Genomic DNA, 14,038 nt, shown 5'->3' on the forward strand with positions numbered 1-14,038 from the left:
TCATCATGCCCCTCCTGTCGGCCCATTAAATACGAGATAAATCATCGCAAAAAATGAGAAGATTAATAAAGAATAGGCTATTATAGCAAATAGTAATTTCAAAACTTTATTTTGAAGCTTATGCCGACTCACATAAATAAGACCCATGGAAATAACCATGAATCCCATCGCATAGAACGACAGCCACATTTTATCCATCGAGGACAAAGGAAGTCCTCCTTTCGTATAATCAGTATTTAAAAAGGCAGAAGAAAAGGACCAGTGAGCATAGCCCCAAGTCCCTCGCTTGCACGTAATGTGCTGGCTTTTATACGTGTGGAGCGGAGGGGGAGGCTAGCAACGTAATCTGACGTTTTTCACAAGTCTTTTTGAATTACAGAGTCAACGGTTGCCGAAGAGATCTTCAACTTCCTGCTTCTTCATACGGTTCATAAGTTGGTCCACAGCTTGTTTCGGCGGTATTCCTTCAAATAGTATGGAGTACAGTGCCTCTGTGAGCGGCATAGAGACTCCGTGCTGGGCTGCAAGCTGATGTGCCGCTTTAGCCGTCCGTACACCTTCGATGACCATACCCATGCCTGATACGACCTCGTCTAGACTATTCCCTTTTCCGAGCATATTGCCCGCTTTCCAATTGCGTGAATGAACACTCGTACATGTAACAATCAAATCGCCTAGACCTGTCAGACCTGAAAATGTAAGTGGATTCGCACCCATTTTCACGCCAAGTCTTGAAATCTCCGCTAATCCGCGCGTAATAAGCGCAGCTTTGGCATTATCACCATAACCTAGTCCATCAGAAATACCGGCTGCCAATGCAATTACATTTTTAAGCGCAGCTCCGATTTCCACACCAACTATATCCGGATTTGTATAGACACGGAAATAATGGTTCATAAATAGGTCCTGAATCTTTTCTGCCGCTTCCAAATCGAATGATGCAGCCGTTACTGTCGTCGGATGACGCAGAACAACTTCTTCAGCATGACTTGGACCCGAGAGAACAACAATAGCCTTTGTTTTCGAGGAATCTAGCTCTTCCGAAATCATTTCTGAGATTCGTTTTAACGAATCTGGTTCAATACCTTTTGAAACATGGACAATTAATTTAGGGCTAATCGCCATTGCATTCAGTTCAGAACAGACATCACGAATCGCCTTGGTCGGAACAGCGATGATGACAGTATCACTATGCATCGCCGCCGCTTCCAAATCTGATGTTGCTTTCAAATTAGTAGGTAAAGAAATACTTGGTAAATATGACTTATTTGTATGATTTTCGTTAATTTCAGCGGACTGGTCAGAACGCCTCGCCCAAAGTAAGCAATCATGACCATTTTCAGCAAGAACAAAAGCAATCGCAGTTCCCCAGCTTCCGGCTCCGATAACAGTTACTTTTTCCATTTCATACAGACATCCTTTCTCCCGTAACGTCGATCAGCTTCTTGCTCGAGTAATAATCCTGATCGGAGTTCCTTCGAAGCCAAATGACTCCCGAAGACGGTTTTGTAAAAAGCGTTCATAAGAGAAGTGCATGATTTCTACATCGTTCACAAAGACGACGAAAGTTGGCGGTTTAACAGCTACTTGCGTAGCATAATAAATACGCAATCTGCGTCCTTTATTATTAGGTGCAGGGTTTCTTGCAACAGCGTCTTCAATCACTTCGTTCAAGACACTTGACTGAATACGTAGTGCATGGTTCTCATTAATTAATTTAACTTTTTCAAACAACGTATTAACACGCTGTTTTGTTTTTGCTGAAACAAAAGCAATCGGTGCATAATCGAGGAATAGGAAATTATCACGGATATCCGCAATAAACTTGTTCATCGTCTTATCATCTTTTTCGACAGCATCCCACTTATTAACAACAAACATGACGCCTTTTCCAGCATCTTCTGCGTAGCCGGCGATGCGCTTGTCCATCTCACGTATGCCTTCTTCACCATTGATAACGATAAGAACGACATCAGAGCGATCAATCGCTTTTAGTGCACGAAGAACAGCATATTTCTCTACATTTTCATACACTTTCCCTTTTTTACGCATACCAGCAGTATCAATAATTTTATACTTCTGTCCATCATATTCATAAGCCGTATCGATAGCATCTATTGTTGTTCCAGGTATGTCACTAACTATGACCCGTTCCTCACCTAAAAATGCATTGACAAGTGATGATTTACCAACGTTAGGTCTCCCAATTAACGAAAACCGGATGACATCATCTTCAATTTCTTCAGCACCTGGTTCTGGGAAATCATTCGCTACTGCATCAAGCAAATCCCCTAAACCTAGTCCATGCGCACCAGAAATCGGATACGGTTCTCCGAATCCAAGGGAATAGAAATCATAAATCATGTCCCGCATGTCTGGATTATCAACTTTGTTTACAGCAAGTACAATAGGTTTTTTCGTTTTGTACAAGATCTTGGCAACTTGCTCATCAGCATCTGTTACCCCTTCACGACCATTCACAAGGAAAATGATAACGTCCGCTTCGTCTATTGCAATTTCCGCTTGTAATCGGATTTGCTCAAGAAAAGGCTCATCTCCAATATCGATTCCTCCTGTGTCAATAAGGTTGAACTCATGTGCGAGCCAATCTGCGGAGCTGTAAATACGGTCACGTGTAACACCCGCAACGTCTTCTACGATTGAAATTCGTTCACCAACGATTCGGTTAAATATTGTCGATTTCCCGACGTTCGGCCTACCGACGATCGCTACTGTTGGTTTATTCATAATCTAACATCCTTCCAGCTTATCTTCTGCATATTATACACAATAATCATTAACACGTCTAAACAGGCACATTTATAACTGTAAACACTGTCTTTGTCACACTACGACAGTATATCATTTTTACGTGAATTTAACTTACGCAAGACTAAACTATTTGTATGTGGGGCTTTTTGAGAACTTTGAAAATGAAGTAAGTCCTACAATTCATATTAATAATCGAAAGAGCGACTATCCCATTTCTGAGAAGTCGCTCTTTCTTATTATTACCAATTAATTTTCCGCATATCCACTATCACTGCTACTGATTTTCGCGAAGCATAAATGAAACCTGCAGCGCTATACTTTGCGAATTTTAAATTTATTTCTTCTATTAATAACGCAACACTTCATACTACAATCTGTAAACGTCTAACTGTTAGATCACGGATCTTTCTTTTATAATGATGGGAACAAGCGCCAACACGTTGTCGTTTGTAAACGTACGATTCGACTTACGCAGAAAACAGTATGCTCTGAACGATACCTCACCGACATCCAGCACCCTTATTCGCCTCTTACTAATTTGACCGTCATTCGCCTGGTACATCATATCTAATGACTCATTATACTTCATCGACTTGACCAATTGATTACGCACACTCATTCCCTCCCCCCCTCCCTTTCCACCAACATATGGAGCGAACGTTCTTATTATGACAAATAAGAAAAGCACAAGCGCTTGGTAGACCGGAAAAGCACTAGAGAGCCTTAAGATAAAGGAAGGCTAGGTGCTGGAATCTAGACACCGCTCCGCTGAAATCTTATACGTTCTTTTCTTTTGAAAATGACGACTGTCCTTGATGGATTTACCGCCTTTTGATCTTCCCTACCTTAATTACCTCATCTGCGCTGGTCAATAAAGACTTTTAGTGCGAGTGCATCATCTAGTGACAACTTACCTGCCCTAAAGTCCGTTAACCATTTGTCGGAAATTAAACCTTCTTTTACGGCATCCGACAAGTATTGTTCATAAGCAACTTTTAACGTTGCTGAGCTTGGATTAAACATGCGTGCATCCTCCTTTGGTAGCGTTGGGATATTCAATTCTGCCAGACGTTTAACTATGGCATTGCGAACGGTCGTCATACGCCCCTCACCTATGATACGGTGCGGACATTCTTTACCACTCCAATCCCGATGCCATTTAACACGATCTATACCCCAGCTGTATTGCTTAAGTATGCGTGCTATATAGTCGACGGCATTCGCTTCCGCATTAACATACTTCGGACCGCCTGATTGTGAGTAACAGATTTCAATCCCTATGGATTTCCGATTACCTGCCCCTTGACCATCCCCAGCGTGCCAACCGTTGCGTGTAAACGGGATAGCTTGCACTGCATGTTTATCATCGATTGCCACATGATACGACGTCGCAGTCGTGTTCCGCGTCATGAAAGCAATCTCGTTGATTGCCGTCGCATCATTGGCTGTATTGTGGATGGTGATGTATTCCGGCTTCATCGGATACGTCGCTTTCAGAGGATAAAGAGACGTCGGAATGTAGTTGTTGATTATTGTATATGGCATATTATTCACCTTCTTTTTTTACTAAAGCCCTGTCGGCGGAATAAAGGCCTCTTACTAATCCCCCACTTATCACGCCGATAAGAAAATACCTTGCTTACTATTATATGTAACTATTTAGACAACCCCTATGACAATTCCTACGTTATTAAATATCCACGGATCGGGAATAGTATCATTTCCTATGCAACAAAAAAGATGATGATGCCCATAAGGGGCATCATCATCTTTTCAAATTCTCGTTCATTATATTCACAAATTAGTCACATCGAGTAAATTAAACAACATTTCTTAGTCAGTCTTTAGTTGAAAAGTTCTTCAGCTGATCTCCGATGACATCGCTCAGTGAAAAACCTGATGCTTCTTCTGGCATTTCATAATTTCCATAAGAGTTATTGTCTTCTTTTTCAATAAGATCCTTAATGCTTAAAGATAGACGTTTATCATCCGTATTGACTTCTAGTACTTTGACATCGATTTTTTGACCTTCTTTCAACACTTCATGCGGAGTACCGATGTGTTGGTGGGATATACGCGAAATATGGACAAGCCCCTCGACGCCAGGGAACACTTCTACAAATGCACCATATGAGACGAGACGTTTCACAGTCCCCTCAAACTTAGATCCTTTAGGAGCCTTCTCTTCAATTCCTTCCCACGGACCAGCCAATGTATCCTTGATGGATAGTGAAATTCGTTCTGAATCACGGTCGATTGAAAGGATTTTCACATTCACTTTGTCGCCCTCTTTTAGAACGTCTGAAACTTTCTCGATATGATCATGAGAAAGTTGAGATATATGAACAAGTCCATCAATGCCACCGATATCAATAAAAGCACCGAATGTTGCAAGACGTTGAACAGTCCCCTCCAGTACTTCACCTTCTTTGAGATTATCCAAAACTTCACCTTTTTGTGATGCTTTTTCTTCTTGGATAACTGCACGATGAGAAAGAATTAAACGATTTTTTTCCTTATCCATTTCAACAATTTTAAATGTCATCATACGACCTTTATACTCTTCAAAAGTCTCGACGAAATAATCTTCGACAAGTGATGCCGGAATGAAACCACGTACACCAAGGTCAACAACTAGTCCGCCTTTAACAACGTCTTTTACTTCCGTTTCGATTGTTTCTTTATTATTGAATTTCTCTTCAAGAGAACCCCATGCATCTTCTGCATCGACTTTACGTTTTGAAAGGACATAATTATCTTCTTCCACTTTAGTGATAATCAGTTCAATTTCATCGCCTTCTGCAACTGCATCCTCAGCTTTTTCAATGTGAAGGCTCGATAGTTCGCTGATTGGAATAACACCATCAAAAGGTGCTCCCGCAATTTCAACTGTCACAGACTTTTCTTCGATTTTAGTCACTTTCCCAGTAACACGGTCACCTTCATTGTAGATGTTCGCTGCTTCTAAGTTCATGTCTTCAGTCATTATGTAGTCCTCCTTCATAAAGAATCCTACTTCTATATTATTCGAATCTATTCAAAATAACAAAAAATTACCCTTATCTTATTTATTTTGTTCGATAAGTTTTTGAATTTCACTCATGATGATCTCTGTCATGTCTTCAGCTGAAGTCCGACTTTCACGATAAGTTGTCAGATCTAACGGTTTACCATAGACAACTTTCAATCTTCTAAACACTTTGTAAGGCCCTATAATTGCACAAGGCATAACGACCGCATCGCCACCCTTCAGCGCGAAGAATCCTGCGCCTGCAAGCCCTTTACCAAGTTCCCCCGTCTTACTTCTCGTTCCTTCTGGAAACATCCCGACAACTTTTCCCGATTTAAGGATTTTCAATGTATTCCGGAATGCTTCCCTGTCACTCATACCCCGTTTCACAGGATATGCATTCACTTGCGGAAGAATACTTTTTAGCAATGGCATTTTGAATAACTCTTCTTTTGCCATGAAGTGAACAGGCCTAGGACAAGTACTACCGACAACCGGAGGATCGACATTATCGATGTGATTCGTGCAAAGCAGAACACCCCCTTCTTTCGGGAAGTTCTCCGCACCAATTACTTTAATGCGATATAACGGATAAAATATTGCACTGCAGAGCATTTTACCAAGTGGATATAAGTTCATAAGTTCATCCTCTTTTCTGCAAGTTCACTGATTTTTTCCGCCACATCTGTAATTGACATCGAAGTCGTATCGATAAGAACAGCATCTTCCGCTTGTCTGAGTGGAGACACTTCTCTTTCACTATCCGCGCGATCACGTTCAGCAATTTCAGCTTTCAATTGTTCAAGAGACGTTGTGAAGCCACGTTTTTCGTTTTCAATATGACGTCTCATCGCTCTCTCCTCAACAGAGGCTGTCATGAAAATCTTTAGTTCCGCATCCGGCAGGACAGCCGTCCCGATATCGCGCCCGTCCATTACAACACCTGCACCTATAGCTAGAATCCGCTGTTTATCAACCATCAGCTGACGGACACCCATATGAGTAGCGACAGAGGATACAGAAGCCGTCACTAATTGTGAACGGATGTCTTCTGTTACGTCTTTACCATCTACAATGACCGCTTGGCCGTTTATTGATGGCCTAAGAACTATCTCCGTCTCTTCCAATAACTTTTCAAGTTCTTGTCCATTCCTAGTATTTATGTTGTGAACTAACGCTTTATGCGTTAGTGCGCGGTACATAGCACCTGTGTCGATATACGTATAGCCCAATTTTTCAGCTGTGATTTTAGCAATTGTACTTTTTCCAGCCGCAGCCGGACCATCAATCGCGATTTTTATCTCTAATGCCATTTCATCTACCCCCGTAGTCAATTAGACAATATTGTATCATAAGAAGAGCGTAAGCGCCTTGGTAGACCCGAAAAGCGCTGGAGGGCCTTAAGATAAAGGCGCTTTTTGCCTTTAACTTAAGGACTGAAGCGACTCGAGGGTCTAGGCGCCTGGAGTCTAGACACCAAGAAGAGCGTAAGCGCCTTGGTTAACTGGCTGGAGTTTGGGCAATTAAAAAGGGAAAAGTCTCATTCACACAGACTCTCCCCAACTAAATTCTATTTTTCATTTCTCATTTGCAACTGCCGTTCAAAACAGAATCGGATAACGTATTGACGCTCAACTTGATTGATTGTCTCAAATTGTAATGAGGCAATTAGTCTGCCATCTTTCTCAAAAACCCTTATAACCCGTGCATCAGCTTTGACATATTTAATTTCACGGTTCATGAAAGGTAGCACGATGGTCAGCGATAACAGCTCGTCTTCTTTGAAAGTGTCGGGGTTAAGGAGAGTTAGCGCGACTCCGCCTGCGCTAAGGTCTGCCGCCACAAACTGGCTGAAGCGTCCATCTTTCTCAACAGCAATATCAATTGCTGATTCTACCCGTACAAATTCACGTCGTTGAATCTTGATAAGCTGTTCATCACCAGGATAGGATAATTTAATCATTGGAATTCCCTTATTAAGGCGGCCGCTCACTTCAGTCCGGAAAGCATAAGACATTTTCATACTATCTATGAATGTAACGTGCAACTGCGTGCCATCCATAAAAAATGCTGTCCGTCCCGTCTCAATATGGCTTGGGTAGTCAATCATTACGAAACCGTCTCCTATATCAACCACTTTACTTTTGAACTTTTCGCTATCTTTTGTAAAGTCTTTATCGATAACAATAATCGTCCCAACCGAAAGTAGCATATTAAAGCACCCGCCATCCCTATGTCATATGGTCTAGCTTCAGGCGCTATCGGCGCGTGTCGCTATTCATAGATACTATTATGTCATGACGGGATGGAAATTCCAATGACTATTTACACTTCATTTTACTGTAATTTCTCGGTTTTGATCACTTCAGAGGTCTCCGTATCGACGATTACTGCATATGTGCCTATTTGCCCATTCTCATTTATCGTAACTGTCAAATAGTGCGTTAGCCTTTGTTCTAACCGATCATTTTCAACATATGCATATTCTTCTTTGACAATTTCGACGCCCGAATGGAAAAATGTCTTCCAATTCTTCTTCGTGATCGGCTGTCGTTCAGTCTTCTCTTTCCGAATATACTCGGAAGCATCCAGACCAACGATGCCCGCATTATCTTTTGCAATCTTTAAATGGATTACATCTGAAAATACTTTCGCTCCATATTCCGGTTCTACTCTGACAAATACCATATGCCAAGCCGTATTATTTTCCCTTGCTTCCTCGTAAACAAGGTCCTTATAACCTGCATCTTTTAAAAACGTCTCTGCTTTCTTTTTAAGTTCGTCAAACGGCTGAATCTCCTTGCCAAATGGCCTTTCTGTAAGGAATGAAAGGACATGCCCCCCTTTTTCCGTGATATCAATATAACCGACTGACTCAGCTTCGGCAAAACGAATGTGATAAAACGGATAAGGTGAGCCTGGTTGACTCATTTCTACACCGATAGTCTCATTAGATAGGTGTGGAAAAAGTTTTTTGAACTCAGCTATGGCCTCTTCACGAGTCACTTCAGGATCCGCAATATTTTTCAAATCTTTTTTCTTCATAGAATCAGACTCACTTGCTGTCAGTGGGAAATCACTCTCCGTATACTGTTTAACACTAGTACCCATAGCGGTCCAATCATGGCCTGAATCAGCAACATCCAATCTCTTTTTCCAACCGTCTATCGATAAATTCCCACTTACCATGCCCGCAGTTGCCACTTGCCACTCATCCGCCATTGAGCGAAGGTTCTTAGAAGCCAGCTCCATAACCCGGTGATATTCGACGTTATCGGCTACACGAGTTGCTTCCTTGGCATAATTACCAAGACGTCCAAGATAATTCAACCACGATGTTGAAAAGCTTGGATCCATCGGTAATGAAGAAACAGAGTTTTTAATATCGGATGACAGACGCCAAATGTCATCTCGCGCTTTTGAGGATCCATCCGCCTCATTAAATAATAAAGTCTTTTTCACCGCATTATCCAATTCTTCCAGTTTCTCCGATGCATCTGTCATTTTACTGGCGTATTGTCCACTTAGTGCGATAGATAATTGTTCATTTTCAGCTGCTTTACCGTAAGAAAAGATTGAAAGTGCTGCTATTGAGTACACTAATACAAAAATCATTTTTTTCATATTTCGGCAAAATATCGCCGGAAACTTTCGTTGTTTCCGGAAAATTCCGCCTCCCCTCCTTTATCACTAGTTTTCAATACTTTTCCGTATTGATTAATTGGCAAATATATGCAAACCAATTTTTTTAATTTGAGGTCGTGACCAAATCCACTTGCTCGTCGCTGTAATTGGATTGAAGTAGTAAATTGCATTTTCGGAAGGATCCCATCCATTAATAGCATCGAGAACGGCTTCTTTTGCCCGTTCGTTCGGTGTTAGCCAAATTTGCCCGTCAGCGACCGCTGTGAAAGCAAGCGGTTGAAAGATGACACCGCCAACTGTATCTGGAAAATCTGGATGTTCAACCCGGTTCAATATGACTGCAGCTACTGCAACTTGCCCTTCGTACGGTTCTCCTCTTGCCTCACCATAGACAGCATTCGCCATCAGCTTAAGATCCTGATCCGAATATTTTGCTGGCAATTGGATATTTTCCGTTTTACCCGCTCCTTGACCTACCTGAGATGCAAGCGGTTTACTTCCGTAATACGTGAACTTATTCCCTTTATTCAAATTATCTTTTACGAACTTCTCATCATACTGTGATGCATCCACCAATTTTTTCCGAGTCTTCAATCCTGCAATTCCGTCTACCGGAAGTCCATACTTCTCTTGGAAATTGCGCAATGCCCAATAGGTTCCATAGCCAAATGTTCCATCAATCGTCCCAGTGTAATAACCAATATACTGAAGTCTCGACTGCAGCTCGATTACATCATCTCCAAATGCGCCGCGTGCGACATTTTGGGAACTGAATGCTTTTATTTGGACAGGTGAGGTTGCATAAGCACATCCAAGGAGCAAGATGATTGTTATCATACGGATGACCAGTTTTTTCACTTTCATTCCTCCTTTTTCTATAGTTTGTCCAAAATCAGCAATATTATTAACAAATAAAAAATGATCCAGCAAAAGCTGAATCATTTTGTGTTTGTTCGTGCTTTGCGTCTGAATTGCTGCATTGCGAACGTATGTGCATATTTAACTCTAGTTAAGCCAAACCACCAAAGAAACAGCATGAAAGGTATAATCAGATAGAGCCAGAGATTATCTACAGCGAGGATGCCATTATAGATGAAGTGAAGACTATATGGGGCAAGGAATGCTAGAAACAAATACATATTGATGTTTGATTCTACTGCAAATTTTGCTCGGCCAAAATAATAGCCCATTACTACACCGAATAGTGCATGACTGGAAACCGGCAATAAAGCCCGAAGAAATGCGGTGTCCGCTCCAAATGTAAGTAGATAAATAATATTTTCAACCGTCGCAAAACCTAATGACACGCTGGCACCATATAAGATCCCATCGTATGCATCTTCAAATTCAACATGCCTATAAATGGCAAGCAACAGGATGAGCCATTTAAAGAACTCCTCAAGTCCACTTGTAAAAATAACATTCCGAATGAAAAAGTGGGAGAAGATGTTTTCCTCTTCAAATACGTGTTGGATAAACATTATCGGAAAAGTCATGATAGCGCCGTATATGAATGTATGAAATAATGTAAGTGATGGTTCTTTCGCAATCTGTTTTCTCAAATAAAAATAGCTAAAGAGCGCCAATCCCGGCGCAATCGCTACAGTGAACAATATGAACATCGGCCGGCCCCCATTTTGCTTTATTATACCATGATTTCCCTTAAACAGGAGGAACTACTATGAAGAAAAACATTCTGCTTGTTCATACAGGCGGTACGATCTCAATGGAACTGGATACCAAAACCGGCGGAGTAATGTTAAGTGCTGCAAATCCTCTCGCATTAGAAATAGACAACATCCAGCAATTCGCCAACATAACAGAAGTGGAAGCTTTTAATTTACCTTCTCCACATATTACACCAGCACGAATGCTTGAACTCAAAGAGCTGATCTCCCGTCTGACGGAGAATAATTCCTTTGATGGTATTGTCATTACACATGGCACAGACACGCTTGAAGAGACAGCGTATTTCCTTGAACTCTCAACAAATTTCAATATCCCAATTGTATTGACGGGTGCAATGCGTTCTTCCAATGAAATTGGATCGGACGGCGTCTATAACCTGATGTCAGCTGTCAGAGTTGCCGCAGCAGACGACGCAAACGATAAAGGGGTACTCGTCGTACTTAATGATGAAATCCACACAGCGACGAATGTGACGAAAACACATAGCAGCAGTGTCTCTACTTTTCAAAGTCCGCAATATGGACCCATCGGCATTGTAACGAAGTCAGCCATTCATTTCCACCATGCACCATTATCAAGAACCTATCTCCCTGTCGTGTCCATCAACAAAAAAGTAGCCATGTTTAAAATCTATGCGGGAATGGAATCCGACTTGCTTGTTTCGATATCTTCTCTTGGCTATGACGGTGTCGTACTTGAAGGACTAGGACAAGGGAACGTCCCACCTTATGTGGTCGGCGGAATCAGACGTCTACTTTCTGAAGGTCTTCCAGTCATCCTAGTTTCCCGATGCTTCAATGGGATTGCACAGGATATTTATGCGTATGAAGGCGGAGGTAAGATGCTGAAAGATATGGGTGTGCGCTTTGAACACGGGCTCAGTGGCCAGAAAGCACGCTTAAAACTATTACTCGAACTTTGTACGAAGTAAAATTGTTGTAGATGTAAATGTCAAAAAGCTGCCCTTCAACCTGTTTTCCTAGATTGAAGGGTAGCTTTTATTTTATACTATTTTGTTTTGCATCAATCGTACGCGCAATTATTTCACCATGAAACTTACCATTTTCGATGAAAATCTCATTGGCATTATTCCCCGCAGCAATAACACCTGCAATAAAGAGCCCTTCGACATTCGTTTCCATTGTTTCTTCGTCAAAAGAAGGGCGACCGCTTTCTTCTTCAATCGAAATACCAACCTTTTTTAGGAAAGTGTGATCGGGATGATAGCCAATCATTGCGAAGACATAATCATTTTCAATGTCAAACAATTCCCCTGCGATATCAATCGTGACGGAAACATCCGTGATTTTGACAACATCCGCATTAAAATGCATGGCAATTTCACCACTACGAACAAGGCTATCGAAACCAGGTAAAATCCAGGGCTTAACACTTGGTGAATAATCGGAACCGCGGTAAACAACTGAAACCAGTGCCCCAGCACGTTCCAATTCGAGAGCAGCATCGATGGAAGAGTTCTTTCCTCCAATTACAACCACTTTTTTTCTGAAGTAAGGATGTGCCTCTTCAAAATAGTGGAAGACATTCGGGAGGTCCTCCCCTTCAATACCGAGATGATTTGGATTGTCGTAGTAGCCAGTCGCGATTACCACATTAGTTGCTAAATACTCGTCTTTATCCGTCAAAACATGGAATCCCGTACTTATTTTCGCAACATCAACTACCTTTTCAAAACTATTGATAGGAATTTCTTTCAGTTCCGCAACTTTCCGGTAATAAACAAGTGCGTCATTCCGCTTCGGTCTATCTATAGCCGTGATAAATGGAATATCCCCTATAGACAACTTCATACTTGAACTGAAAAACGTCTGATGCGTCGGATAATGATAAATCGAATTGACTATATTGCCCTTTTCGATAACAAGAACATCCAGTCCCTGTTTTTGCAGTTCTATTGCTGCTGACAGGCCACATGGACCTCCCCCTACCACTATTACATCTTTTTGTATCATTTTATTTAATACACTCCTTTAGTACACTTCTCCATAATTTATGACGATGACGTGACATTCAGGCGCCGCACCAAGCCTCAGTGGCAACGTAGACGTGCCGTATCCATTACTGATTAGCTTCGCTCTACCCTTCTTCAATCGGAACGATCCTTTTTCCTGTAGACCGTATTTCCCGATTCGAATTTGTCCGCCATGTGTGTGCCCCGCAAGCATCAATCGAGGCTCATATAACTGCTCCACTTTCCTAAAAAGCGAAGGCGTATGCGTGACCAAAATAACATTGTCATACTGACTGACAACACGGAGGGTCGAGTCAATATCGACATTTCGACTTGACGGATCGTCCGTTCCAGCTATACCCCAACGCGGATGTCCAGGAATAACACTACTTTCGTTGTCAAGGATTTTCCCGCCATAACGAGTAATAATCTCTCGCATTTCTTCTTCTCCAACTTCACGGTCATTATTACCCCAAACATAAAATAACGGTCCCAATTGCGCTAACTTACGGATATTTTCAGCTATCCGTACTAGTGGTACTCCTCTTTCAGCTAGATCACCGCCAATGATAACAATATCGATATCATGGGCAGATTGAACTTTCGCTAGCAATTTATCATCGATTTTACGCCGATGGATATCTGAAATGAAAAATACCGACATTTTTTTGTCAGCCTGACTATCAGACGCAACATTCATATTATGGTAAATAACATTCCTTCTTCTAGCACTCATAAACATATATATTAAAAATCCAATCATCAGCGAAACAGATGACCATATCATTTTATTAACCGTAATCATGCCCACCCTTCATAAGATAAGCGCAAAGTGCCATGTAGATGCGACAGGCTTAGGGCGGACCGGCGAAGCGGCATTCTTTTGCCGATTAGCCGGGCTCACTTATGACCCGAACGTCTGGCGCTTGGAGCTTGACACAGTTCCGTGT

General features: G+C 41.7%; 15 protein-coding genes. 1 reads left to right on the forward strand and 14 read right to left on the reverse strand.

The genetic code is table 11. From position 1 onward, the window contains the following. Nucleotides 1-3: 3 nt before the first annotated feature. The 12 genes from AZE41_RS13555 to prsW all read right to left on the reverse strand — a co-directional run bounded on the left by AZE41_RS13555 (nucleotide 4) and on the right by prsW (nucleotide 11,049). Complete coding sequence (locus AZE41_RS13555; protein WP_370570004.1) at nucleotides 4-198, reverse strand: DUF2768 domain-containing protein; 195 nt, start codon at nucleotides 196-198, stop codon at nucleotides 4-6. Nucleotides 199-381: 183 nt separating this feature from the next. Continuing rightward, nucleotides 382-1,404 (reverse strand): NAD(P)H-dependent glycerol-3-phosphate dehydrogenase, encoded by a 1,023-nt coding sequence (locus tag AZE41_RS13560; protein WP_067210392.1) that lies wholly within the window; start codon nucleotides 1,402-1,404, stop codon nucleotides 382-384. A 33-nt stretch (nucleotides 1,405-1,437) separates the two neighbouring features. Further along, nucleotides 1,438-2,748: a ribosome biogenesis GTPase Der gene (gene der / locus AZE41_RS13565; protein WP_067210395.1), complete on the reverse strand. Its 1,311-nt coding sequence runs from the start codon at nucleotides 2,746-2,748 to the stop codon at nucleotides 1,438-1,440. 415 nt (nucleotides 2,749-3,163) lie between these two features. Next, complete coding sequence (locus AZE41_RS13570) at nucleotides 3,164-3,391, reverse strand: transcriptional regulator (RefSeq protein WP_335339499.1); 228 nt, start codon at nucleotides 3,389-3,391, stop codon at nucleotides 3,164-3,166. Between the two features lie 236 nt (nucleotides 3,392-3,627). After that, nucleotides 3,628-4,317 (reverse strand): peptidoglycan recognition protein family protein, encoded by a 690-nt coding sequence (locus AZE41_RS13575; RefSeq protein ID WP_067210397.1) that lies wholly within the window; start codon nucleotides 4,315-4,317, stop codon nucleotides 3,628-3,630. A 292-nt stretch (nucleotides 4,318-4,609) separates the two neighbouring features. Continuing rightward, nucleotides 4,610-5,758 carry a 30S ribosomal protein S1 gene (gene rpsA, locus AZE41_RS13580; RefSeq protein ID WP_067210400.1) on the reverse strand — a complete coding sequence of 383 codons (1,149 nt, stop codon included), beginning with the start codon at nucleotides 5,756-5,758 and terminating at the stop codon, nucleotides 4,610-4,612. Between the two features lie 78 nt (nucleotides 5,759-5,836). Beyond that, nucleotides 5,837-6,421 (reverse strand): lysophospholipid acyltransferase family protein, encoded by a 585-nt coding sequence (locus AZE41_RS13585; RefSeq protein ID WP_067210403.1) that lies wholly within the window; start codon nucleotides 6,419-6,421, stop codon nucleotides 5,837-5,839. Further along, complete coding sequence (gene cmk, locus AZE41_RS13590) at nucleotides 6,418-7,095, reverse strand: (d)CMP kinase (protein ID WP_067210405.1); 678 nt, start codon at nucleotides 7,093-7,095, stop codon at nucleotides 6,418-6,420. Before cmk ends, AZE41_RS13585 begins: the two co-directional genes overlap by 4 nt. Before the next feature lie 257 nt (nucleotides 7,096-7,352). Beyond that, nucleotides 7,353-7,994, reverse strand: a complete 642-nt coding sequence (locus AZE41_RS13595) for a flagellar brake protein (RefSeq protein ID WP_067210408.1) — start codon at nucleotides 7,992-7,994, stop codon at nucleotides 7,353-7,355. A gap of 125 nt (nucleotides 7,995-8,119) precedes the next feature. Next, nucleotides 8,120-9,397 carry a PepSY1/2 domain-containing protein gene (locus AZE41_RS13600; protein ID WP_197485318.1) on the reverse strand — a complete coding sequence of 426 codons (1,278 nt, stop codon included), beginning with the start codon at nucleotides 9,395-9,397 and terminating at the stop codon, nucleotides 8,120-8,122. 102 nt (nucleotides 9,398-9,499) lie between these two features. Further along, nucleotides 9,500-10,264, reverse strand: a complete 765-nt coding sequence (gene sleB / locus AZE41_RS13605) for a spore cortex-lytic enzyme (protein ID WP_370570005.1) — start codon at nucleotides 10,262-10,264, stop codon at nucleotides 9,500-9,502. Between the two features lie 101 nt (nucleotides 10,265-10,365). Further along, nucleotides 10,366-11,049: a glutamic-type intramembrane protease PrsW gene (prsW, locus tag AZE41_RS13610; protein WP_067210413.1), complete on the reverse strand. Its 684-nt coding sequence runs from the start codon at nucleotides 11,047-11,049 to the stop codon at nucleotides 10,366-10,368. A gap of 59 nt (nucleotides 11,050-11,108) precedes the next feature. On the opposite strand from prsW, the gene AZE41_RS13615 reads away from it, so the two are divergent. Then, a complete protein-coding gene (locus AZE41_RS13615) occupies nucleotides 11,109-12,047 on the forward strand; it encodes an asparaginase (RefSeq protein ID WP_067210416.1) in 939 nt (312 codons plus the stop codon). A gap of 67 nt (nucleotides 12,048-12,114) precedes the next feature. Here AZE41_RS13615 and AZE41_RS13620 read toward each other — a convergent pair whose 3' ends face one another. Both AZE41_RS13620 and AZE41_RS13625 read right to left on the reverse strand, forming a co-directional pair. Next, a complete protein-coding gene (locus tag AZE41_RS13620; RefSeq protein WP_067210418.1) occupies nucleotides 12,115-13,089 on the reverse strand; it encodes a YpdA family putative bacillithiol disulfide reductase in 975 nt (324 codons plus the stop codon). A gap of 18 nt (nucleotides 13,090-13,107) precedes the next feature. Continuing rightward, entirely contained in the window at nucleotides 13,108-13,893 is a 786-nt protein-coding gene (locus tag AZE41_RS13625; RefSeq protein ID WP_067210420.1) for a metallophosphoesterase, read from the reverse strand. Nucleotides 13,894-14,038: the final 145 nt, after the last annotated feature.

This window comes from Sporosarcina psychrophila, assembly GCF_001590685.1.
In the GTDB taxonomy this organism is placed as follows: Bacteria; Bacillota; Bacilli; order Bacillales_A; family Planococcaceae; genus Sporosarcina; species Sporosarcina psychrophila.